General features: G+C 61.1%; 15 protein-coding genes, 1 tRNA gene and 2 pseudogenes. 7 read left to right on the top strand and 11 right to left on the bottom strand.

Translation table 11 applies throughout. The annotated features are described in order from the left end of the window. Positions 1–192 precede the first annotated feature (192 nt). On the bottom strand, positions 193–456 hold the full coding sequence (locus tag AB2N04_RS10110) for a hypothetical protein (protein WP_367718778.1): 264 nt from the start codon (positions 454–456) through the stop codon (positions 193–195). Positions 457–570: 114 nt separating this feature from the next. Further along, positions 571–3,024: a mechanosensitive ion channel domain-containing protein gene (locus AB2N04_RS10105; protein WP_367718641.1), complete on the bottom strand. Its 2,454-nt coding sequence runs from the start codon at positions 3,022–3,024 to the stop codon at positions 571–573. Positions 3,025–3,228: 204 nt separating this feature from the next. Between AB2N04_RS10105 and AB2N04_RS10100 the strand changes: the two genes are divergently transcribed. The 4 genes from AB2N04_RS10100 to AB2N04_RS10085 are packed head-to-tail and all read left to right on the top strand — an operon-like array spanning position 3,229 to position 8,347. Continuing rightward, positions 3,229–4,488 (top strand): sarcosine oxidase subunit beta family protein, encoded by a 1,260-nt coding sequence (locus tag AB2N04_RS10100; RefSeq protein ID WP_367718640.1) that lies wholly within the window; start codon positions 3,229–3,231, stop codon positions 4,486–4,488. 10 nt (positions 4,489–4,498) lie between these two features. Further along, positions 4,499–4,774, top strand: coding sequence for a sarcosine oxidase subunit delta (locus AB2N04_RS10095; protein WP_367718639.1), 276 nt, complete (start codon positions 4,499–4,501; stop codon positions 4,772–4,774). Beyond that, positions 4,771–7,764 (top strand): sarcosine oxidase subunit alpha family protein, encoded by a 2,994-nt coding sequence (locus AB2N04_RS10090; protein WP_367718638.1) that lies wholly within the window; start codon positions 4,771–4,773, stop codon positions 7,762–7,764. Before AB2N04_RS10095 ends, AB2N04_RS10090 begins: the two co-directional genes overlap by 4 nt. After that, positions 7,757–8,347 (top strand): sarcosine oxidase subunit gamma, encoded by a 591-nt coding sequence (locus AB2N04_RS10085; RefSeq protein WP_367718637.1) that lies wholly within the window; start codon positions 7,757–7,759, stop codon positions 8,345–8,347. The genes AB2N04_RS10090 and AB2N04_RS10085 overlap by 8 nt, the downstream gene beginning before the upstream one ends. 102 nt (positions 8,348–8,449) lie before the next feature. Here AB2N04_RS10085 and AB2N04_RS10080 read toward each other — a convergent pair whose 3' ends face one another. Both AB2N04_RS10080 and AB2N04_RS10075 read right to left on the bottom strand, forming a co-directional pair. Beyond that, positions 8,450–9,034 (bottom strand): EF-hand domain-containing protein, encoded by a 585-nt coding sequence (locus tag AB2N04_RS10080; protein WP_367718636.1) that lies wholly within the window; start codon positions 9,032–9,034, stop codon positions 8,450–8,452. 131 nt (positions 9,035–9,165) lie between these two features. Further along, positions 9,166–9,873, bottom strand: a complete 708-nt coding sequence (locus tag AB2N04_RS10075; protein ID WP_367718635.1) for a nitroreductase — start codon at positions 9,871–9,873, stop codon at positions 9,166–9,168. Positions 9,874–10,078: 205 nt separating this feature from the next. Here AB2N04_RS10075 and AB2N04_RS10070 point away from each other — a divergent pair, with 205 nt between their 5' ends. Then, a complete protein-coding gene (locus AB2N04_RS10070) occupies positions 10,079–11,281 on the top strand; it encodes a pyridoxal phosphate-dependent aminotransferase (protein WP_367718634.1) in 1,203 nt (400 codons plus the stop codon). Positions 11,282–11,309: 28 nt separating this feature from the next. Here the strand turns inward: AB2N04_RS10070 and AB2N04_RS10065 are convergent, their stop codons facing one another. From AB2N04_RS10065 to AB2N04_RS10055, 3 genes are read right to left on the bottom strand one after another with little or no spacing between them, the layout of a single operon-like run. Then, the gene (locus AB2N04_RS10065) at positions 11,310–11,492 is read right to left on the bottom strand and encodes a DUF3008 family protein (protein WP_367718633.1); all 183 of its coding nucleotides are present in this window, start codon (positions 11,490–11,492) and stop codon (positions 11,310–11,312) included. 49 nt (positions 11,493–11,541) lie between these two features. Next, positions 11,542–13,662, bottom strand: coding sequence for a 3-hydroxyacyl-CoA dehydrogenase NAD-binding domain-containing protein (locus AB2N04_RS10060; RefSeq protein WP_367718632.1), 2,121 nt, complete (start codon positions 13,660–13,662; stop codon positions 11,542–11,544). Then, positions 13,659–14,960, bottom strand: a complete 1,302-nt coding sequence (locus tag AB2N04_RS10055; protein WP_367718631.1) for an acetyl-CoA C-acetyltransferase — start codon at positions 14,958–14,960, stop codon at positions 13,659–13,661. Before AB2N04_RS10055 ends, AB2N04_RS10060 begins: the two co-directional genes overlap by 4 nt. A gap of 527 nt (positions 14,961–15,487) precedes the next feature. Here AB2N04_RS10055 and AB2N04_RS10050 point away from each other — a divergent pair. Next, positions 15,488–17,354, top strand: a pseudogene (locus tag AB2N04_RS10050) (autotransporter assembly complex family protein). Then, positions 17,351–21,970, top strand: coding sequence for a translocation/assembly module TamB domain-containing protein (locus AB2N04_RS10045; RefSeq protein ID WP_367718630.1), 4,620 nt, complete (start codon positions 17,351–17,353; stop codon positions 21,968–21,970). The pseudogene AB2N04_RS10050 and the gene AB2N04_RS10045 overlap by 4 nt, the downstream one beginning before the upstream one ends. 158 nt (positions 21,971–22,128) lie before the next feature. On the opposite strand, the gene AB2N04_RS10040 is transcribed toward AB2N04_RS10045, so the two are convergent. The 4 genes and pseudogenes from AB2N04_RS10040 to AB2N04_RS10025 all read right to left on the bottom strand — a co-directional run bounded on the left by AB2N04_RS10040 (position 22,129) and on the right by AB2N04_RS10025 (position 24,061). Continuing rightward, on the bottom strand, positions 22,129–22,263 hold the full coding sequence (locus AB2N04_RS10040) for a hypothetical protein (RefSeq protein ID WP_367718777.1): 135 nt from the start codon (positions 22,261–22,263) through the stop codon (positions 22,129–22,131). Positions 22,264–22,378: 115 nt separating this feature from the next. Beyond that, positions 22,379–22,750, bottom strand: a pseudogene (locus tag AB2N04_RS10035) (protein-L-isoaspartate O-methyltransferase); the annotation flags it as partial. A 217-nt stretch (positions 22,751–22,967) separates the two neighbouring features. After that, a tRNA-Lys gene (locus tag AB2N04_RS10030) sits at positions 22,968–23,043 on the bottom strand. 106 nt (positions 23,044–23,149) lie between these two features. Beyond that, the gene (locus tag AB2N04_RS10025) at positions 23,150–24,061 is read right to left on the bottom strand and encodes a PhzF family phenazine biosynthesis protein (protein ID WP_367718629.1); all 912 of its coding nucleotides are present in this window, start codon (positions 24,059–24,061) and stop codon (positions 23,150–23,152) included. Between the last annotated feature and the right edge of the window lie 36 nt (positions 24,062–24,097).

Here is a 24,097-nt window from a genome sequence, read left to right as displayed (position 1 = left end):
CTTCCAAATTCTGAAGCACCAGACATACAGGGAGATTGCACAAGAAGATTTCGGAAACAGGCTTAAGGTTTCCCTAAGGGAATTCGCCGGATTACTGCCGGGCACAAACAAAAAACCTTCGGCAATCGCTTGCCGAAGGTATTTCTTGCAATCCTCAGGCCAGCCTCAAGCCGGCGGTGGGAGAGCTGGAAGTTACCGGACGCGACCGCGCCCTTCGGAAATTTCAACCGTTTCCGAACCGGTCAGCACCTCGCGGTCGCCATTCGGCATTGTCACGAAACATCCGGCGGAGCAGAATTCAAGCGTCTCGCCAACGCCCACAACCACCTCGGTTTGCGAACCACCCTCGGTCACGATGAGCGTTCTGGGTTCGCTGTCCCGGTTGACGACACTGGCCGTAAAAGCAGGATGCGCAGCGGCTGGCAGGATCAAGGCTGCAAGAACGAATGTCTTCATGGTTTTCATCGGTTTGTCTCGCCCCTGTAGCGGTTGAGGCTCTCGGCCTTTTCTGAAAGCTTTATAGATATTTCAATCTGAACGCCAACTGAACGGCGTCGGAAGAGCAATCGGCTACTCCGGGTCAACCCTGCGGCGGCGGCGCCTCTTCGCTCCGTCCGCCTGCTCCGCTTCATCCTGATCAGGGATATCTTCATCGACCGGCTCCGTGCCGGCTCCCTGCGGCGTAAGCAGCCCTGAACGAACATGAATGTCGCGCTGCGGAAACGGAATCTCGATCCCTTCCTTCTCGAACGCATCCACGATGGCAAAGCGGATGTCGTTCTGGACGTTCAGTTGCAGGAGGATATCGGAAAGATAGACGCGTATCTCGAAATCGAGCGAAGAATCGCCAAATCCGGCAAACAGCACGAAAGGTTCGGGGTTTTTCAGTACCAACGGATGCGCCCTGGCAATTTCCAGCAATATTTCATGGACGCGGCGCACATCCGAGCCATAGGCCACCCCGATCGGGATCTCCATGCGCCCGAGCGTGTTGCGGTGTGTCCAGTTGCCGACGGCAGCATTGATAAGCTCCGAATTCGGCAGAATGACAGACTGACGCTGGAAGGTCTCGATCTCGGTCGCTCGCACCGAAATCTTCTTGACAGTGCCCGACACTCCACCCGCGACGATCCAGTCGCCCGCCTTGAACGGACGCTCGGCAAGCAGGATCAGGCCGGAAACGAAATTCGAAACGATGTTCTGCAGGCCAAAACCGATGCCCAGCGAAAGTGCACCGGCAACCAGCGCCAGATTGGAAAGGTTGATACCGGCTGCCGAGACGCCGATAAGGCCGGCGATCACAAGGCCCACATAGCCGACGCCCGTACGGATGGAGTTGCGCACGCCCGAATCCATGCGGCTTCGCGCCATGACTTTTCCATCCAGCCAGCTCTGGAGCCATCGGGTCGCGAAATACCCAATGATGAAAACCAGAAGCCCGGTGAGGATACCGACGATGGAAAAAGACAGCGATCCGACCTGAATCGTACCGGCGATCCGGTACCCCCAGGCCGTCAGATCCGCACCGCGAAACCCCCATTGCAGCAGGATAAGCGGCACCCCTATCAGAACGACGATGACGTTGATCAGCATGCCGGTGATCAGCCCCAGCTGGTCGAGCGCCGTTTCGTCGAATGCGGAGAAGCGTTCCAGCTTTCGCGCCAGCCAGGAATTGGCAAAGGCACCTTCCGAGGTGATGGCGCCAGCCGCCAGAAAACCGATATACATTGTCGAGACAATCGCGCCCGTGATCACGGCCTGCTGCGAGAGGAACCGCGCAAATCCGATATAGCCAAGCATTGCCGCGACGATGATCGCCGCTCCCAGCACAAAAAGAAGATACCGAAATTTGAGCGGCCATTGCTTCGGCCTGCCCTCGTCATCGTCGAGCGGGCGCACCCCGCCGATAGCAATGATGAGCAGCCCGACGATCACGGTGGCCACAAGACTGGTCGCCACCGTCAGCGAAAGCTGCGAACCGAACAGCGAATAAACCTGGTCCATGAAATAGTCGAAACCGGTCGAAACCGCAGTAAACACGGCCAGCAAAAGCAGCCACTGGGCGGCCTGCGAACGAACGGGCAAAAGGCGCCAGTTGGGGCGTCTCGGCGCAAGAATGGCGCGTGCCAGACGATAGACGAAATAAACCAGGATGATAACGGAGAACAGCGCCCACAACAGCGGAGCGATATCGCTGCGAAGCAGGCTGAAATAATCGAGAAAATAGTATGTTGATGCCAGAAACACGCCAATCGACATCGAAGGAACGAGTGTCGAGAACAGCGCCAGCGAGAGCCGGCTGAGATAGGTGGGATCCGTTTCGGTGGGGTCAGGTTCGATGAAGTCCCCAAAAAGCCTTCGCCCGCCGAGAAACAGCGTCAACGCAGCAATGGTGGCCAGCGCCGTGGCGAGCAGAAGCGCTTCCAGCCGGTACCTGAATACGAAAACGAGCCAGGCTGACGTGCGATTGTAGACCCGCGCCACCTCCTGTGTGAACTCGACGGCAACGTCCGCGCTCAATGCGGAAGAGATGTCATAACGACGTGAGAGCGTCTGCGTGAAAAGATCGCGCCTGCGTTCGGCAATCTCATCGACAATGCCGTTGATCCGTACCGTCAAACGCTCGGCATCGCCAATCAGGACGTTGAAACGCGCCTTCTCATCCAGAAGCCGGGTGCGTTCGCGCGTCACCTCCACCGGTTCGGCAGGTTCGCCATCCTTGCGCGGCTCGCCAAGCTGTTCCAGCCGGGTGTTGATCTCTGAAAGGCGCGGCCGAAACGCAAGGCTCGCATCGAAGATTTCACGCGCCAGCTTCTCCAGCTCCACCCGCACCTGGACAAGCTCCGCGTCGTCGGTGGCACGGTCGTCCACCTCATTCTCCATCCGGCCTACGGTGCTTTCGATTTCGGATATCTTTTCGCGCTGGCTCTGCAGGAAGCTTTCAGCCCCCTGGGAGGCGGCAGGAACCACCGCAACAAGCTGGAAAACAAGGCACAGAAAGACTGTCAGGGCGCGAAAGTTCATCAACATTTCTGTCGGTCTTCTCAAGGAATCAGGGGCTTTCGAACAAGGTTTCCGCCTGCAGACATTGCCTGAGCGGCAGGCATGCAGCAAGCGCGAGAGCCATGAAAGGTCGCGTCTGTGAAAAGCTGCGGCGCCTTATTTGCTTCCGGCGCTCGGGGTGTCCTATAGGTTTCGGTCTCGTTCTGGAAAAAAGAATGGCGGCGCATGGCGGAATATTCAGCTCTTTCGCTTCTGAAAAATGCCTTCTCGGGCAATCGAGACTGGAAACCGGCCTGGCGCAAGCCCGATCCCAAGCCGGGTTACGACGTCATTGTCATCGGCGGTGGCGGGCACGGGCTGGCAACCGCCTATTATCTCGCAGCCGAACACGGCATCACAAACGTCGCCGTTCTGGAGAAGGGCTGGCTCGGCTCCGGCAATATAGGCCGCAACACCACCATTGTGCGCTCCAACTATCTTTTGCCCGAATCCATCCGTTTCTACGAATTTTCGATGAAACTATGGGAAAACCTCTCCCATGAGCTCAACTACAATGTGATGTTCTCGCAGCGCGGCGTCCTGAACCTCGCCCACAGCCCGGGCCAGGCAGACGCCTTCATGCGTCGTGGAAACGCGATGCGCCATGGCGGTGTCGATGCCGAATGGCTTTCACCACAACAGATCGCACACAGGGTTCCGGGCCTCGACACCTCCGCCTCGGCCCGTTTTCCAATCGTTGGCGGGCTGTTCCAGCCGCGCGCTGGCACCGCACGGCATGACGCGGTCGCCTGGGGTTATGCGCGCGCTGCCGACCGGCGCGGTGTCGACCTGATCGAAAATTGCGAGGTTACCGGCTTCCTGCGCGATGGTGATCAGATCACGGGCGTTTCCACCACACGGGGCGACATCCGCGCCAAAAAAGTGGCACTGGCAGTGGCGGGAAGCACGGGCCGTGTGCTCCAGCGCGCCGGCATCGAGCGTTTTCCCATCGAAAGTCATGTCCTTCAGGCCTTTGTTTCAGAAGCCATCAAGCCATTCGTGAACTGTGTCGTGACGTTCGGCGCGGGCCATCTCTACATGTCCCAGTCCGACAAGGGCGGGCTGGTCTTTGGCGGCAGCCTCGATTTCTACAATTCCTACGCGCAGCGCGGCAACATGCCCATCGTGCACGACGTGACGAGCGAAATCTGCGCCATGTTCCCCTCGGTGGCGCGGCTGAGACTTCTGCGCTCATGGGGTGGTGTGATGGACATGTCCATGGATGGTTCACCGATCATAACCAGAGGCCCCCTGCCCGGCCTCTATCTCAACTGCGGCTGGTGCTATGGCGGGTTCAAGGCCACGCCAGCCTCCGGTTACTCCTTTGCATGGACGATCGCCAGGGATGAGCCTCACCCCGTCAACGCACCATTCACGCTCAGCCGCTTCGAGCGCGGCGCGATGATCGATGAAACGGGCAACGGCCCGACACCCAAACTGCACTGAGGGAGACGCCATGCTGATCGATTGCCCGCATTGCGGCCCCCGCGACCTTGCAGAATTCTCCTATCAGGGAGATGCGACACGCACCCGCCCTGACCTCGCCTCCACGGACACGAAGGCCTGGCTCGACTATGTCTACAATCGGCCAAACCCGGCCGGGCGGCACCGCGAGTTCTGGCAGCACGCAGGCGGTTGCCGTGCGCATCTGGTAGTGGAGAGAGACACGCTGACCCATGAAATTCACGCCGTCAGCTTCGCCGGAAGCACCAATGACGGAGATGGCGCATGAGCCCCCGCCGCGCTGCTACCGGCGGACTGATCAACCGCACCCGAACCATCCGTTTCACCTTTGACGGCGAAAGCCTGACGGGGCATGCAGGCGACACGCTTGCCTCGGCCCTGCTTGCCAATGGCATTTCGCTCATGGGCCGCTCCTTCAAATACCACCGCCCTCGCGGCGTGTTCAGTGCCGGGATAGACGAACCGAACGCGCTCGTGACCCTGCTGCGCGAAGGCGTGCGGGAACCCAACATCCCCGCTACCCGGATCGAGATCCATGACGGCCTGCGCGCCGAAAGCCAGAACCGCTTTCCCTCTCTCGCCTGGGATATTGGAGCGGTCAATCAGCTCGGCGGCCGCCTACTGGGGGCGGGTTTCTACTACAAGACCTTCATGGGCCCGGTGCTGGGCCCGCTGAAGGGAACGCGCTTCTGGATGATGTGCGAGCATTTCATCCGCCGCGCAGCCGGGCTTGGCCGGGCCGACCACGAGCCCGATCCATCACGCTACGAGCAGATGAATGCGTTCTGCGACGTTCTGGTGGTTGGTGCCGGTGTCGCCGGTCTCATGGCGGCGGAAGCGGCGGCAAAGGCAGGGAAACGGGTGATTGTCGCAGAACAGGAGCCTCTGACAGGTGGCTTTGCACGCTGGTCTGGCGAAACCATCGATGAAAAGCCGGCCCATGAATGGATGGCAGAACTGACGCAGCGGCTCGCCGTTCTCGAGAATGTACGCCTTTTAACGCGTACTTCCGTCTGGGGCTATTATGACGGCAACACGCTGACAGCGCTCGAACGGGTCAATGACCACCTGCCGCGCACTCCCAAAGGTCATCCGCGCCAGCGCCAATGGACAATCCGAACCGGCGAGGTCGTGCTGGCAACTGGCGCGCTCGAACGCCCCATCGTTTTTCCCGGCAACGACCGTCCAGGCATCATGCTGGCTGGAGCCGCCCGCCGCTATGCTGTGGAATTCGGCGTCCTGCCCGGCAACAGAACCGTCATTTTCACCAACAATGACAGCGCCTATGAGGCTGCATCAGCAATCAGGCGCGCAGGCGGCCATGTCGCTGCCATCGTCGATGTCCGGGAACGGGTCAGTGAGGCCGCAACGGCCCTTGCAACCGAGGCCGGTGTGGAGCCACTGACCGGCCACGCGATTGTCGCCACCACGGGCGCTCGTTCCCTGTCACGCGCACTGGTGCAGAGATTCGATTCCGGGACAGGCAGGCTTTTGGGCGAAGCAAGGCCGATTGAATGCGACAGTCTCGCGGTTTCCGGTGGCTGGCAACCGGTTCTTCACCTGGCAAGCCAGGCTGGCGCCCAGCCCGTCTGGGATGAGGAAAAACAGGCATTTCTGCCACCCGAGCCAGCACAACGCTGGACAGGTGCCGGCGCTTTCCTTGGCAAATTCGGCACGGCCGACGCGCTTGCGAGCGGCCGCGATGCCGGCCGCAAATCTGCCGGCAAACGCCCGTCCCGCGCCAGACTGCCGCAAATCGTGCCCGATGCACTCAATCCTGCACCAGCGCCGGTTCTTGAAATCCGGGCCAAGGGCAAGGCCTTTGTCGATTTCCAGCACGATGTGACCGCCGACGACGTACGGCTCGCCCACCGCGAAGGCTTTGTCAGCGTCGAGCACCTCAAGCGTTACACGACGCTCGGCATGGCGACCGACCAGGGCAAGACCTCCAATGTTCCGGGCCTCGCCATCATGGCCGAAGCCCGCGGGATCTCGATCCCGCAAGCCGGCACCACACGGTTTCGCCCGCCCTTTACCCCAGTGGCCATTGGCGCGCTGGCTGCAGAACGTCATGGCGACCTGAAGCCCGAGCGCTTCACCCCCATGCATGACTGGCATGTGGAGCAAGGCGCCAAGATGACACCGGCAGATCTCTGGCACCGCCCGCTCGTCTACGCAAATGCCGGCGAAACGGTCGAGCAGGCCTATATCCGCGAAGCAGCCGCAGTCCGCCGCTCCGTGGGCATTGTCGATGTCTCCACACTGGGCAAGATCGCGGTCAAGGGCCCCGATGCCGCCGCCTTCCTTGATCGTGTTTACACCAACACCTTCTCCACGCTGAAAGTCGGCAAGGCACGCTATGGGCTGATGCTGCGTGAAGACGGTATCGTTTTCGATGACGGCACCACGTGGCGCCTCGGTGACACCGATTATCTCATGACCACAACCACCGCCAATGCCGGCGCGGTGATGCAGCATCTGGAATATTGCCTCGACATTCTCTGGCCGGATCTCAGGGTCCATCTCACCTCGGTCACGGATCAATGGGCAGGTGCCGCGATCGCCGGCCCCAAGGCCCGCGCTGTGCTGGAGCGCTGCGTGACGGGAACCAAAGTCGACAACGAGACGCTGCCCTTCATGGGCATCGTGCATGGCCAAGTCGACAGTGCCCCGGTCATGATCTGCCGCCTCTCCTTTTCCGGTGAACGCGCCTATGAGGTCTATTGTGGCGCCGGTCATGGGCTGCATGTGTGGGAAGCGCTGATGGAAGCGGGCGAACCCTTTGACATCACGCCCTATGGCATGGAGGCGCTGGGCGCACTGCGCATTGAGAAAGGGCACGTGACAGGTGCCGAGATCGACGGGCGGACCACGGCGCGAGACCTTTATCTCGACCGGATGCTGTCGAAGAAAAAGCCGTTCATCGGTTCGGGCCTGATGGACCGCCCTGCCCTGATCGACAAAAACCGCCTTCGGCTTGTGGGCATTGTCTCGCTCGATGGCCAGGCGCTCGGGGGTGGCGCCCATCTGACGGAGCGCAGCAGCTCCGGCGAGCCGGGAGAAAGCATCGGGCATGTCACAGCCTATTGTTACTCACCGGCGCTGCAAAAATATATCGGCCTGGCACTCGTGAAGGGCGGTAAGACAAGGCATGGGACCCGCGCCTGTCTCTCCGACCCGTTGCGCAAGCGTTTTGGCCAGGTGGAGATCGTCAGTCACCATTTCTTCGATCCGGATGGGGAGCGCATGCATGGTTGAGCGCGCATCGCCGCTGGGCAGCGAGTTCCGCCCCGGCTCCTATGGAGACTTCGCCGACAGGGTCGGCGTTACAATCTCGGAAGCATCGAAAGGCACCATTGTAGAGGCGCGTGCATGGCCCGGCCACGAGAACGCGCTAGCAGCCAGACTGTCAAACGTCTGCCGTCTCCGGCTTGCAGCATTGCCGGGATACGGGGCGACAAACAGTGACGGCAGCTGCGCCTTCAATATCGGTCCCGGTCGCTTTCTGGTGAGCGCTGCGGATGAAGCGCTTGCCGGCGAGCTCATGGCCTCCATCCCCGATGAAACCGGCACCGTGACCGATCTCTCCCACGGACGAACCGTGTTGAGCCTCGATGGCGCTGAGGTGGAGTGGGTTCTGGCCAAGCTATTCGCACTGGACTTCAGCCTTGCCGCCTTCCCGCTTCGTGCAGGACGGGCGACTGCGCATCATGACCTGTCTGTGCAGATCCAGCGTCGCGGCGAAAAGCGCTTCGAACTCTATGTGTTCCGGTCATTCGCGCGCGCCTTCGCCAAAACGCTTCGCCGAGCATCGGAAGATGTGGGCTACACGATAAGATAGGCCCGGCGCGGCGACACCGGGCCTATCGGCCGGCCGCCGAGCCCCAGGCGAACCGGCGTGAAGCTCCGGGCTGGCGCAGCAGCACCGCCCGGCGCGTTTCCATCACCCCTTGTCGGCGTCAGGTGCCATTTCTGCCGGTGGATTGCCCGGGCGCATGTCACCTCGCGGACCACCTTTGTGATCACGCTTGTGATGCATTTTCTTTCCGTGGTGTCCGCCACGCTCCCCCGCCATCTGGCGGAAACCACGGCGCATTTCTCGCTGATCCACCTTGCCATCGTCATTGGCGTCCATCAGCGCAAAGCGTTTTTCCTGCTGGCGCTCGATCTCGGCGATCGTAACGGTGCCGTCACCGTCGATGTCGAGACGCCGTGCGGCGCGCCTGGCACGGCGATCGGCCATGCGCTTCATTGCCATGTCCTGCAGCTCGGCATCCGACAACACGCCGTCACCGTCGGTATCGGCAGTCTTCAAACGCTCGATGTGAACTGCAGAGAATTCTTCAATGGAGATGGCGCCATCGCCGTCCTTGTCTAGACGGGAAATGCTCCGCATCTTCTTGCCACCCTTCATTTTTTCGGCGGCAGCCTGGGGGGCGGTCTGATCGGATGAGCTCTCCTGAGCGATCGCGGCAGAACCGGCAATCAGGCTCACAGCCATCGCGGTCAGAAGGATTTTCTTTTTCATGTCTTTCTCCTCGTAAGGGGCGCCGCCAGAGGGGTTGCGGCAGGGAACGAGAAGATACTGGCCGTTCGCACATTACGACGACCTTGCCGAGAAATTACAAATTGGTAAGCAATGAATGGATGGACGAGTGTTCAACGAACAAACGAGACGAATTCTTCAACCGGCACACGTTCGCTGCGCAACGCATTCTCGGGTTTTGAAGCGTCTTCATAGCCCAGCGCCATCCCGCAGACCACGATTTCCTCGTCGGGAATGCCCAGTATCGGGCGTATCTGCCGGTGATAGGGTGCGAAAGCGGCCTGCGGGCAGGTGTGGAGGTCACGTCCTCGCGCGGCAATCATCACCGACTGCAGGAACATGCCCAGGTCAATCCAGGATCCCTTGTTCAGGCGTCGGTCAATGGTGAAGATCAGCCCGACCGGCGCGTCGAAGAACGTAAAATTCCGATCGTGCTGTGCGCGCATGCGCTCCACTTCGCGCCTGCCGATGCCCAAAAGACTGTAGAGCGCAAACCCCACCGCACGGCGGCGCGAAAGATAGGGCTCGAAGAACTTGTCAGGATAATATTTGTATTCGTCCCACTCTATCTTTTCCGGGCGCACGCCGGATGAGAGTATGGCATCGGAAAGCGCCTGTTTGCGCTCACCTGAAACCACATAGACCTTCCACGGCTGCATATTGGTGCCAGAGGGCGCACGCGCCGCAACGCGAAGAATGTCACGGATAGTGTCATCGTCGACCGGCCGCGGTAAGAAAGCGCGCACCGAGCGGCGCGAAAGCATCGCCTCATCGACAATCTCTGAAACGGACAGTTCGTTCTTCTTTTCAGGGGCCAACATGCCGCCATCCCTCTGCCAAATGCGGTGCGAACCGGCGGCCTGCCCCTCACATCCGAACCGCCCCTGTTCGGGACCGGGTGCGCTGTTTGGTTGCGCTGTTCTCAACATGGCCGCTCTGATAAATATGCGTCCAATGCGCGGTTCTCGTAGTCGAAGGACCCGCTTTTTTCAAGTCGAATACCGAGCCCCCACCTGGAGCCCCTCAATGCCACAGCCTTCATCCCGCATCTCAGGCATCGTTCCGTCCGGCAAGAACGGTTGGGAAATACATTTTGCCGCACTGACCCGCAAACAGGCCGGCGAGGAAGTCATCATGCTTTCGGTCGGCGATCACGATTTCGACACGCCCGAAGGCACCGTCGACGCTTGCGTGGAGGCCGTGCGCGGCGGACACCATCACTACACCCAGCTTCCCGGCCTCCCCCGCTTGCGAACCGCCCTGGCAAAACTCTCGGAAGACTGCACCGGAACCGAAACAAGCGCCGACGAAATCATGGTCACCATCGGTGGTCAGGGCGCGCTTTATGCCGCTTTTCAGAGCGTGCTCGATCCCGGTGCGCATGCTCTCATCGTTTCCCCCTACTATGCCACCTATCCCGGCACGGTGCGTGCCGCAGGCGGGCGTTATACCGAAATCGAAACCCATGCGGAAAACGATTTCGAGCCATCCCTTGAGGAAATCGAAGCTGCGCTCGAACCCGACACGCGCGCAATCCTGATCAACTCGCCGAACAATCCGACCGGCGCAGTCTATTCGCGCGCAACGATCGAACGTATTGCTGAAATCTGCCGCCAGCGTGATCTCTGGCTGTTGTCCGACGAGGTCTACTGGACCATTCGCTCCGACAGGGAACACATTTCGCCCCGCGCTCTCCCCGGCATGAAGGAGCGCACGCTCGTCATAAATTCACTGTCGAAAAGCCACGGCATGACAGGCTGGCGTGTCGGGTGGCTCACCGGCCCGGCCGACATGATTGCGGTGATGACCAATCTCAATCTGGTCGCAACCTACGGCCTGCCGGACTTCACCTCGCATGCAGCCATTGCCGCTGCCGAAAATGCATTCGGGATGCGCGAGATTGCAGAACTGTATACGCGCCGCCGCGAAGTGTTCCTAAACGCCGTGCGCGGGCTGAACGAAATCATCGTGCGCGGTTCTGAAGGCGGCATGTACGTGATGCTCGACATTCGGGCCATCGAACAGGATTGCGAGACATTCGCCTGGGATCTGCTCAAGGAGGAAGACGTTGCCGTCTTACCCGGCGCCAGTTTTGGTGACGCGGCCCGGGGCCACATCCGTATTTCCATGTGTCAGGATGAAGAGACGCTCAGGGAGGCTGCCACCCGCCTTCAGCGTTTCATCACAAACAGGCTCGCGCGCGCAAAGCAGAGCGCTTGCGCTGGATGAAGGAAGTGGAGAGGCGCTCCAGTGCGCCTCAATCCTTCTTGGCAGGGAGGCCCTTGCGGTCGGTTTCCGCGAATTCCTTCAGTTCGCTCTCGCTCATGCTGTCATACATTTCCTTGGAAGCGCCCTGAAGCTCCGATTTCGACATCTCGCCGCGTTTGGCGGCAAGAGCCGCACCTGCAGCCTTCTGTTGCGCTTTCGATTTTGCTGGCATGGTCTTTCTCGCTTCCGTTGCGTGTGAAGGGAGAATTCCGCAACGGCGCTCAGGTTCCAGAGGGAACCTGACGGGCAGGAAGTTTGACCCAGTAGGGGTTGGGTGCAAACCTCTCCCCGTACTTTTCCTGCATTCGTTCCATCACAACCATGATCTCGGCGATCCCGCGCGCGCGCGCATACCGCAACGGACCACCGCGAAAAGGGGCAAAGCCCGTCGCGAAAACAAGCGCCCCCTCCAGGGTCTCTTCATCGGCCACAACACCCTCCCGCAGGCAGGCCACGCATGCGTTCAGCATCGGTAGAACAAGCCTGTCGGTCATCACCGGATGCGGTGTAAGGCGTTTCCGGCTCTTCCTCGGAGTGCCGTTCTGGTCATATTCGTAGAGGCCCCGCCCCGCCTTCTGGCCCGTACAGCCGTCTTCAACCATCTCCCAAAGCCAATTCGGAGCCTTGGGTGGCGGTTCTTCAAGACCCGACTTGAGCGTCAGGGAAATCTCCAGACAGACATCCAGCCCAATTCTGTCGGCAAGCTCGATCGGCCCTATGGGCATGCCGAACGTTTCGGCCGCCGCATCGACGGTTTCCTTCCGCATCCCCTCATCCAGCATCAGAAAGGCCTCGGCGAAATAAGGTGCCAGAACCCGGTTGACGAGGAAGCCGGGCGAGCTTTTGACCATTGCTGGGAGACGGTTGATCGAACCGCAGAAAGCGGCTGCTCTTTCCTTCGACTGCCGCGAGGTCTTGGCGTTCGTGACCACTTCAATCAGTTCGATGCGTGGAAGCGGATGGAAAAAATGCAGCCCGATGAACCTTTCGGGAAAGGGAACTGCCCCGGCAAGCACATCAAGCGGCACGCTCGACGTATTGGTCGCCAAAAGGGCCTTCTTCTTCATCTGCGGGGCAATGGATTTCAGAAGTTTGCGCTTGATGTCGGCTTTCTCTGTCACGGCCTCGATGACAAGATCCGCCTGTGCAACCCCCTCACCGGCAAAATCCGGGATGAGCCGATCATGAGCATCGCGCTTCGCCATGTCCGTCACCGTCAAGCTGTCAAACAGCTTTTCCGCGCGCGGTGCAATGGTAGCGAGAACATCCTGGTCGAGGTCGGTCACGGTTACGCGCAGCCCGTGTGCCGCGCACCAGGCTGCAATGTCCCCACCCATTTCTCCCGCCCCTATGACATGCACGTGTTCGATCCCGCTTTCCCCACTTGCCCGCGCCTTCAACGTCTCGCGAAGTCCGAAGACGTGCATCAGGTTCTGCGCATTCTCCCCCGTTGCAAGCTTGACAAATGACCGGATCTCTTCCCGTTGCATGAGAGCCCTTTTTCGGCCGGATTGCCGCTCCCACAGGTCAACGAGCCGAAAGGGGGCGGGATGATGCTTTTCATTCGACCGTCCCGCGAGCATCGAACGCAATCTGCGGGCTGCAGTACCGCGAAACACGGGCAGACCGCTCAGTCCGGAAGGCGCGCTTCGCCGCTTGATGCCGCGCTTCAGCAATTGTGCCACCGCCATTTCGACATGTCGCTCAACAACCACCACGTCCACGAGGCCAAGCTCTTTCGCCCTGTCGGCGCCGACCGAACCGCCCGTCAGCATCATTTTCATGGCCTCTTCCGGTTTGAGAAGCAGGGGCAAGCGGAAAGTTCCTCCCATTCCCGGGTGTAGCCCAAGCGTTACTTCGGGAAAGCCGAATTCGGCACCGACAACGGCGATGCGCATGGAACACGCAAGTGCCAGTTCGAAGCCGCCTCCCAGACAATGCCCGTGAACCACTGCAATCGTTGGGAAAGGCAGAGCCGCCAGCTGATCGACAATCTCATGAGCCCGCCCTACCCGCTCCTCCAGAGCCTGCGGTTCCGTCATGCCCATAAGATCTCGAATGTCGGCACCGGCGACAAACCCTGCTGGTTTCGCAGATCGAATGACAAGCGCTTTCAGGTGCAGCGATTCAACCTTTTCCAGCAGGCTTTCGAGCTCCAGCATCACGGCGTCATTCAACGTGTTGGTGCTTTCTCCCTCCCGGTCGAGCAGGAGCCAGCCTATGCCGTCCCTGTCTTTGGTCAGTTTCCAGTGCACCGTCTGTCGAATGAGACTTGTGACCGTGCCATCGGCGATCCGGCGCAAGCTGAAATGTTCATCGGCAGCGTTTGTCTGATCGGTCATTGAACCATCTCCAGAAGCATGGCTCCACCAAGACCACCACTGATGCACTCCGCAGCGATGCCCCTCTTCTGCCCTCGCTTGCGCATTGCGTTCACCAGATGCAGCACGATCCTGTTGCCGCTGGTGCCGACCGGATGGCCAAGACTGATCGCGCCTCCATCCACGTTCAGCCGGTTGCGCTCGATCCGACCGAAGGCGCGGTCGAGACCCAGTACCTCCCGGCAGTACCCCGTGTCTTCCCACGCCGCCAGACAGGCAAGAACCTGGGCTGCAAAAGCCTCATTGAGTTCCCAAAGATGAATATCGCTTCGCGTCATCCCCTGTCGTTGAAGCAATTCGGTGGTGCAGAGTGTCGGGGCCAGGCCCATGACGGAGGGGTTGAGCGCCGACCACTGACTGTCCACAATGCGGGCAAGGGGCATAAGCCTGTGCTTTCTGACCGCCGCTTCCGAAGCAAGCACCACCCATGATGCTCCATCGCTGATCTGCGAAGCGTTCCCCGCCGTGACACGCCCATAGGGCGGCTCGAACACCGGCTTCAACCGGGCAAGCCGCTCCATCGAATTCTCTTCCCGAACGCTATCATCATGATCATAGACCGTGCCGTCGCGTGTCAGAATCGGAACGATTTCGCCGTTCAACAACCCTGTTTTCTGCGCCTTGACCAGTCTGCTGTGACTTTCCAGCGCGTAGGCATCTGCCGCCTCGCGAGAAACACGGAAAAGGTGCCCCACCAACTCCGCCGTCTGCCCCATGGTCAGCCCGGTTACCGGATCGGCCAGTCCGTGGTCGAGTGCAGTCCCAGAGGCTGGGGACGTGTCGGGGCCACGAAGTGCGAACAGCTTCTGAAACAAGTATCTTGCCGTGCCCAAGCGACCGAACCCAACCGCCCCCTCATTCGCCCAGTCGGGCGGCACGTGCGACGGGGCTTCCGTCCCACCCGCCAGAACCAGTTGGGCTTTCCCCGTCTGAATGGTGCGAAACGCGGTGTCGATCGACTGCATGCCTGATCCGCTGTTGATCTGCACCGTGTAGGCTGGCATTGCATCGCCCATGCCCAGCCGCAGAGCCGCGACGCGCGCCGGGTTCATCTCCCCGGGCAGAACGTTGACACAGCCCAGAATGACGTTGTCGACCATGCCGGGATGAAAAGGCTGTCGTGCCAGCAATGCGCGGCCGCACTGCACCGCCAGCTCCACCGGGGTGAATGGACCGGGTCTGCCACGGGCTCTCAGAAACGGGGTTCGGGCGCCATCGACCACATACACCGGCCGGCCCGATCCCTTGGCGCTGCGCATTTTATGCGCCTTTTCAGAGCGTGGTTGCTGCCCCTGAACGCTCGGCGTTGGAATCTGCGGTCCAGCGGCTTCTGCCTCCTGGCTGGAGCTGTCGGTCTGATCTGAAGAGTGTGAACTGACGCTGTTTTCGTCCTGACTGACCTTTGGCTCACGGGGACTTTCTGACATACCAGACACACCTCTCCTCACATGGAAGTCCGTGAGCCTCGGCACCCGGACCGGCAATTGCAGGGTGCGTTCTTCCGAAAACGAAAGTCGCTCCCAAGCTTACTAGGGTCCGATTCGGATTCATGCCCAATAACACCTGCTTTAAGAGGCATCGCTCCTGCTGCGCGCAATGCCGGATTGGCGGCATGTGCTTATTTGTGATTTAACCGCGATGCTTCGACGAAACATCCAGGAGCGTTAACATCGCGGCAATTCCGATAGCGCAAACTCGACGAAGAGCGGGAGGCGAAGTCTTGAGTAGATCCGGCGGCATTCCGTCGACAAGCAGACGACTGTTCGGGCCATTTGCGCTCGCGATCATGCTTGTCCTGTCGCCGGGGCCAGTCAATGCATTCGAGCTGTTCGGCTTGAAACTCTTCGGCAGGGACAAGAGCGACGAGGTCGCCGATACGATCGGCGAACCCTGGCCCTACACGGTTGAATTCGTGGTGCCCTATGGTGCCGAAGACGTCGAGAAAAAGCTCAAGGGCGCGTCTTCCTTATGGACTGACCGGGAAAAACCTGCATCGGGGGCAGCCGGCCTCATCGTCAAGGCGCGAAGCGATTATCGCCGCCTTCTCAACACCCTTTATGGCTCCGCTCTCTATGGCGGATCGATCAGCATCACCATCGACGGCACGGAAGTCTCAGAGCTGCCCATCGATGCCGATTTTGCCAATCCGGCCAGTGTTCGCATCGCCGTCGACCCGGGTTCCGTTTTCCATTTCGGCCAGGCTCGCATCATCAATCAGACGCCGCCACCGCTCAGCCGAAAAGACCGCGTGGCCGATCCAACCAGCGAGGGGTTCCAGACCGGCGAGATCGCCCGTTCGGGAACCATTCTGCGCGCCGGGCGCCTTGCCGTGGAAGCATGGCGTCATCAGGGCCATGCGAAAGCGGCAATCGTCGAGCGTCGCGTTATCGCAGCGCATGAAACGAACACGGTGGATGCGACCCTGACAGTGGAGCCTGGACGACGCGCTGCTTATGGCGCCGTCACCGTGCGCGGCACGGAACGGATGGACCCCGAGTTCGTCGCGCGACAGACCGGCCTTGTGCCCGGCCGTGAATATGATCCCGACGATCTGGAGCGCGCCCGCAATCGCCTCTCCAAGCTGGATGTCTTCCGCTCTGCCCGCATAGAGGAGGCTGACGAGATCAGCGCCGACGGGGTGCTACCGCTCGCGGTGATCGTGCAGGAGCGCCTGCCCCGCCGCTTCGGCGTGGGCGGCACCTATTCCACGCTCGACGGGCTCGGCGTTGAAGCGTACTGGATGCACCGCAACCTGTTTGGGCGGGCCGAACGGCTGCGCTTCGAAGGAAAGGTATCGGGCATCGGCAACACTTTCAGCCCGGAAGATCTGACCTACCGCGTCGGTGCAACCTTCATCAAGCCCGGAGTCTTCACGCCGGACACCGATTTCCAGGCGTCGATTTTCGGTGATCGGGAAGTGCTGGAGCGCTACACGCGCACGGCTGTCAGCGCAGAAGCCGGCTTCAGACATGAATTCAGCGAAGAGCTTTCGGCCAGCCTGTTCGCCAATGCCGGGCGCGCCCGCTTCGACGACGATTTCGGCACCCGCAATTTTACCACCATCGGGCTCAGCGGCTCTCTCACCTATGACAGCCGTGACAATCCCGCAGACGCTACCGAAGGCCTGTTTGCAGAGCTTTCGCTGGAACCCTTCTACGAGATGGAATACCGCAACCTTGCGGCCCGCATGCTTCTGGAAGGCCGTGCCTACTACGATTTCGGCAGCGATGGCCGTTTCGTCGCGGCTGGCCGTGCCAGGATCGGTGCGCTGATTGGCGCGCCCATTGCCGAAACACCGCCAGACAAGCTGTTCTTTGCCGGTGGCGGCGGGTCGGTACGTGGCTATGCCTATCGCAACATCGGCGTGGAGACTCCCAACGGCATCGCCGGAGGGCCGCTCGCTGCTGGAGGCGTCGGCTGAACTGCGCGCCCGTGTTACCGATTCCATCGGTGTTGTAGGCTTCGTCGACGCAGGCACCGTCGGCGCAGAATCCTTCCCGGAGTTCTCGGGGGATCTGCGGATCGGCGTTGGTGCCGGTCTCCGCTATCTCACCCCGCTCGGCCCGGTGCGCCTTGATGTTGCCGTTCCCCTGGACAAGCGCGACGGGGACCCCGGCGTCGCATTTTACGTTGGAATAGGACAGGCGTTTTGATCCGCATACTAGCAGCTCTGACCCTTCTGTTCGTTCTGCTGCCCGCCATGGCGCAGGATACGCCCAGCGAACGCACACCCGACGAGGAGCGCTCCTTTTTCACGCGTCTTCTGGAGGAGCAGCTTTCCACGCCGAACCGGCAGATCCGCATTTCCGGCATCTCGGGTGCACTCTCCTCACAGGCAACGATCAGCGAGATCACCATAGCAGACCGTGAAGGCATCTGGCTGCGTATCGAAAACGCATCGATCGACTGGAGTCGCTCCACGCTGCTGCTGCGCCAGCGCCTCGAAGTGCAAAAGCTTGCCGCCGAAAACATCGAGGTGTCGCGCCGCCCCTTGCCGGAAAAGGGTCTCCCCGCACCGGAAGCGCATTCCTTCCAGGTTCCCGAACTGCCGCTCGCTGTCAATCTGGCGCAACTGGAGATCGCCCGGGCAAGCTTTGGAGAGGATGTCTTCGGACTTGCCGCCGAACTCTCCCTTGCCGGAGCGCTCAGGATCGATGGCGGCGTGCTCGACACCAGTTTCGATGTCCAGCGCCTCGACGGCCCCGGCGGTCACTTTACGCTCCAGGCCGCATTCTCCAACGAAACCGAAATCCTCGACCTGGATCTCATGCTCGACGAGCCGGCGGATGGCGTGGTTGCCAATCTGCTCGGCGTCCAGGGCCGACCACCGCTCAAACTCACGCTCGCAGGCAGCGGCCCGCTCAGCGAGCTTGATGTCAAGCTTGCTCTCGAAGCCGATGGTGTACCGGCCTTTGGTGGCACCGCACGGTTTCGAGACCGCGATGAAGGGCTGGGGTTCTCCGCCCGCCTTGCCGGCTCCATCCGGCGCCTCGTGCCGGAGCAGTTCCAGGATTTCTTCGGTGCAGGCACCCGGATCAACATCAGTGGCGTTTCGAAAGATGGTGGCGGGCTGCTGCTGGAAACCTTTCAGGTCGCAAGTGCCTCCATGCGCATCGAGGCTGCAGCCGAAACCGGAAGCGACAGTTTCCTGACCGCCCTTTCACTGGCCGCCTCGGTGGCCAACCCGAAAGGCGACCGTTTGCTGTTGCCCGTCGCCGGCGGTGAAACATCGCTGAAGACAGGCCGCCTCGACATCACCTTTGGCGAAGCAGGTGCAGAGCGATGGAACGGCCGGTTCGAAATGGACGGTCTTCAGACCGCCGAATTCGCGGCCGGGCGCACGGTCCTGACAATGGGCGGTCTTGCCCGCAACCTCAACGATCCGCTCACCCGCCGCATCAGTTTCGAGATCGATGGCGGCCTCTCGCAGATCACCGCAAAACAGGCGAGGATCGCCAAGGCGCTCGGCGACGCGTTGAGCATCGCGGCGCGCGGCGACTGGCAGGCTGGCAATCCGCTGATGATCGAGCATGCCGGCATGTCAGGCAATGGCCTCCAGGCCGCCCTCAGCGGAACGTTCGAAAAACTGGCCTTCAACGGCGACATCAAGTTCAGCGCTTCCGACATCGCTCCATTTTCCGGTCTCGCGGGTCAGGATCTTGGTGGCACGGTGGACCTTGTTGCGCGCGGCATGGTGCGCCCCATCAGCGGCGCATTCGACCTCGGCATCGATGGCACGGCAACCGACCTGCGCATCGAGAACGAAGTTGCTGGAAACCTTCTCGCCGGCACCACGCGCATCGATGGCGGGATGGCCCGGGGGCCCGAAGGACTGACCGCGCGCAATCTGTCCCTCTCCAACGAGCAGTTCAGCATGCAGGCCGACGGCACGCTTGCGACGGGAAAGGCCCGGTTCCGCTTCGACGCGGCCCTTGAGGACATGGCGCTCCTTTCGAGCCGCGCTTCCGGGCGCATTACCGCCACAGGTCGCGCGGATGGTGGCGAAGGCCGCATTAACCTGACCTTCAAGGCCGATGCTCCGCGCGGCAGGCTCTCCGGCCGCGATCTCAGCGAAGCCACGTTCGGTTTCGACGGCCAGCTTGAAGATCAGGTCCTGACCGGTGCACTGAACGCAGACGCCTTCCTCGGCGGCGAGCGTGTCGACCTATCCAGCCTGGTACTCCTTTCACCCGAGCAGCGGCATCTGACGGAACTTGCCTTCCGCGCCGGGGGGGCAGTCGCCAGCGGCGAGATCAAGCAGCAGGTGCCCGGCAATCTGATCGACGGCAGGATCGAGATCGATGCCGCAGACATTTCCACTGCCGCGGCACTCTTTTTACAACAGGCGAGCGGCAGTGTGGATGCTGATCTCCTGCTATCACACGCCGAAGAGCGGCAGATGGCCGAGGTCAACGCGACCATCCGCAATCTGGAGGTCGACGAGACGCAGGTTACGAGGGCCACGATTGCCGCCTCGGTTCAAGACCTTTTCAACGTGCCTTCGGCAATCGGCTCCATCCAAGCCGACGATGTCAGAGCTGGCGGCATCGAAATCACGCGGCTTGAAGCCACCGCCAGTCAGTCTGACAATGCGACGAATTTCGAAGGTTCGGCGCTTCTCGCTCAGGGAACCCGGCTGGAATCGCAGGGCGCGCTTGCTCCTGAGGGCCAGGGCTATCGCATCCTGCTCAATCGCCTCCGGCTCAATCAGGGTTCCGTTCAGGCACGCCTCCTCGAACCCGCGTCCCTTCTGGTGGAAGGCAGCGCTTTCACACTCGATCCGCTGACGATCGATGTTGCAGGCGGCCGGATCACCGCCCGCGGCAAGGTAGCAGAAGACCTCGATCTCACTGTCGGTCTGCAACAGGTGCCGCTCTCGATAGCCAACACCATCCAGCCCGAACTCGGTCTCGGCGGAATCCTTGACGGCAATGCACGGATCAAGGGCACGCGCGACAGTCCCGTGGCAAATCTCGAGTTGAGGGGAAGAGGCATCACCTCCCCGGTTCTCAAACAGGCTGGCATCACCACTTTGGCAATTGACGCCACCGGAACGGGCAATGGCGACCATCTCAACATCGACACCAGCGTGTCCAGCCCCGAAGGGCTGAACGCGACCGCGCGTGGCATGGTCCCTTTCGACAACGGGGCGCTTTCCTTGGATGTCGCACTGAACGCCTTCCCGCTGTCTGCACTCAACCGTGTCGTGCGCGGACAGGATCTTGCCGGCCAGCTGACCGGCGAGGCCCGCGTCACCGGCAGTCTCGCGGCACCACGGGCAAAGTTCGATATGCGGGCCACGGGTCTGCGCGCCGCTCCACTCACCGGCGCTGGCCTCGGCCCCCTGCAGCTTTCCGCCAACGGCAGCTTTGCGGGCAATGAAGTCCAGCTCACCCGCCTCAGCGCAAACGGCCCGTCCGGGCTCGCCATCGAGGCGAGCGGCACCATCCCGCTCACCGGTTCAGGCCTTGGCGTCAATGTGGCCGGCACGGCACCATTGTCGGTTGCCAACCGTTTCCTCGCCGAGAGGGGGACACAGCTGTCAGGCACCGCCTCGGCCAATGTCCGTGTGTCGGGAGCACTTGCCAGCCCTGTGATCAACGGCACGATTGCCACAGCCAAGGCGTCCGCCGTCGATCCCCTCACCAATCTGCGCATCGACGATGTCCGACTGGCGGCGGCCCTCAATGGTGATCGCATTTCGATCACAGAAGGCTCTGCGGCGCTCGCCGCCGGCGGCCGCGTATCTCTTGCCGGAACGGTCTCGACCAATGCGCGGGCAGGTTTCCCCGCCGATCTTCGCATCGGCCTCGACAATGCCCGGCATACCGACGGCGAAATGGTGACGGCCACGGTCAACGGCGCCCTCACCATGACAGGCCCCCTCACCCGCGATCCCCTGTTGGCAGGCCAGGTCAATGTTGAGCGTGCCGAGATCATCGTTCCCGAAAGTCTTGGCGGTGGCGCTGCGGAAATCAGTGTGGAACACATCAACCCGCCGCCTGCTGTCCAGCGTACGCTTGAACGCGCCCGCGCCGACGATGGCACCCCGATGCCTTCCGCCCGCCCCAGCGTGGTAAGGCTCGACGTCAATGTAACGGCACCGGCCCGCATCTTCGTGCGCGGGCGCGGCCTCGATGCAGAACTCGGCGGCTCCGTGCAATTGACTGGTCCGGTGACCGATATTCAGCCCGTCGGCGGCTTCAAACTCATTCGCGGGCGCCTTTCCATCATCGGCCAGCGCATCACCTTCGACGAAGGTGAGGTGACGCTGGTGGGTGATCTTGACCCCCACCTGGATTTCGTTGCGCGCTCCCGTGGAAACGACATCATCGTGTTCATCAACGTCCAGGGGCGTGTTTCCGATCTCGACATCACCTTTTCCTCGCAGCCGGAATTGCCCGAAGACGAAGTTCTGGCACGTCTCATCTTCAATCGCGGCATTGACGAGCTATCGGCAGTTCAGATCGCGCAGCTGGCCGCAGCAGCGGCAGAGCTTGCAGGAGGATCGAACACCTCTCTTCTGGGCTCGCTTCGCAACGCCACCGGACTGGATGATCTGGATGTGGTGACGGACTCGGAAGGCAATGCAGCCGTTCGTGCCGGGCGCTATATCCAGGAGAACATCTATCTGGGCGTTGAAGCGGGGGCGAAAGGCACGACGCGCGGCACAATCAATCTCGACATAACCGACGACCTGAAAGCGCGCGGCGCCGTGGGCTCTGATGGCAACTCAAGTCTCGGAATATTCTTCGAGAAGGACTACTGAGTGTCCCAAAAGAAAGCCGGCCAGAAAACTGGCCGGCAACCGGCGCGCTTCGTCGGGTCGGGGGGGGGATTATGGGGCGCGCCTGCACGATAAACCCACATGTCGGGCAAAGGTTCCAACCGCGCTTTGATTTTCGTTTCGTTGCGTTGCCCGGCGCTTTATTTCTGCCAGCCCTGGGCCCCGATCAGCGGAACGAAGGAGACAGTCGCCAGTGTCTCGTTCCGAAAATCCCCTTCCCCATCCCTGGTTATGCAATTGAGTTCCTGGGGACCGGAAGACGGACCAACGGGCATGATAAGCCGGCCGCCCGGTGCCAACTGCGCGCGCAGCGCCTCGGGCACACGCGGCCCCCGCCGCCGTCACGATGATGGCATCAAACGGCGCCTCTTCAGGCGAACCCAGCGTACCGTCCCCGACCGTGATGCTCACATTGTCCAGAAACCCGGCATCTGCCAGGCGCCTGCGCGCTGAAATCGCCAGAGCGTCGTGCCGTTCGATCGAGAAAACATGACCGGCCATGCGGGAGAGAATGGCGGTCGAGTATCCCGATCCCGTGCCCACCTCCAGAACCCGGCTGTTCCGATCAAGACCGGCTGCCTCCGTCATCAGGGCGACGACATAGGGCTGCGATATGGTCTGCCCGTCGCCGATGGGCAGCGCACCATCCTCATAGGCAAGCTCCGTGAGATGCTCGGGCACGAAAAGCTCGCGCGGCACATCGGCCATGGCATCGAGCACCGCCTCCTCGATAATCCCACGTCGTTTCAGCACCGCCAGCATTTCACTGCGGCGCTCGAAACTGATGTCCGTGTCGTTCGTGCTGTTCAAACCTGTCCAGCTTCGCTCATGGAAACAAATGAACGCCCATAATGCCGTCAAACGCGTCCCGGCGTCCATGCCTCAGCCAAGGCCGTTATGCATAGCGGAAGCATCGGAACGCATAGCTAGGTACACCGAACCGGCGCTCGTACCGACAGACAATGTGAAGAAAAAGTCTTGGTGGGTGATACAGGGCTCGAACCTGTGACCCGCTGATTAAGAGTCAGCTGCTCTACCAACTGAGCTAATCACCCGACCAGTCCGCGCGGCGAGAACGTCGCCGTCAACCGAATGACCGGCTCCTTAAACGGTTTCTCGCGCGCTTGCAAGACACTCTGCAACGAGTTTGCCACGAAATGTTCAGATGAACAGCCTGCCCTGCGCAATGCGTACCGCGTGACCGCCAATTCTGGCCGCTTCAATGGCACCATGACGAACGTCCAGTTCCAGCCGAATGCTCGAAGGACGACCCATCTCGATACCCTGTTCGATCATGACGCCATGGGCTCCATCCACCAGCTGGTCAAAATGCATGATCGCACCGGAAAAGGCAGCCGCAGCGGAGCCCGTGGCCGGGTCCTCCGAAATGCCATTGTCGGGAGCAAACATCCGCGCATGAAATGCATGGTCGTGATTCACGGTCTCCCGGCAATAGACATAGGGCGCCGTCGTGACACCATCCTCCTGCGGCAACAGAGAACGCCAGAGAGCGGCATCCAGCCGTGCGCGGCCTGCAACGTCGAGATTGGCAACGGGGATGCAGACATAAGGAACTCCGGCGCTCCAGGCGCTGATCGTGTGATTCTCGAAACCGATCTCGTGATAGCCCACCCCCAATGCCGCAGCCACCGCTTCCAGCTCGCCCGCAAAGGGAACGGGCTGAGACAGTCTGGGAAGGTCGAATTCCGCATAGGTCGCGCCCGTGCTCGCGGAGACAACGCAACGCACCGCACCGATGCGCTCCTCCAGCATCAGGATCGCGGTTCCCGTTCCCTGCTCCCCGCCCCTCTCGGCCAGAGCCACGGCAGCCCCCACCGTCGGGTGCCCGGCAAAGGGCAATTCGAAGCGCGGCGTAAATATTCGCAGATACGCCGTGTGACTGTCCCTTTCTGGCGGCAGAATGAAGACCGTTTCGGAAAGATTGAACTCTGCCGCAATCCTCTGCATCGTCTCATCATCGAGTCCGGCAGCATCGGTCACGACAGCCAACGGGTTGCCGGTCAGGGCCCTGTCGGAAAAAACGTTGTAAATATAATAGTTTCTCCCTGACATAAAAACTCCCGCAAAAAGTGCCTGTGATCGGTGAAA

It is taken from the genome of Nitratireductor sp. GISD-1A_MAKvit (genome assembly GCF_040819555.1).
GTDB lineage: Bacteria > Pseudomonadota > Alphaproteobacteria > Rhizobiales > Rhizobiaceae > Nitratireductor.
This window is presented reverse-complemented; position numbering and strand designations above follow the sequence as displayed.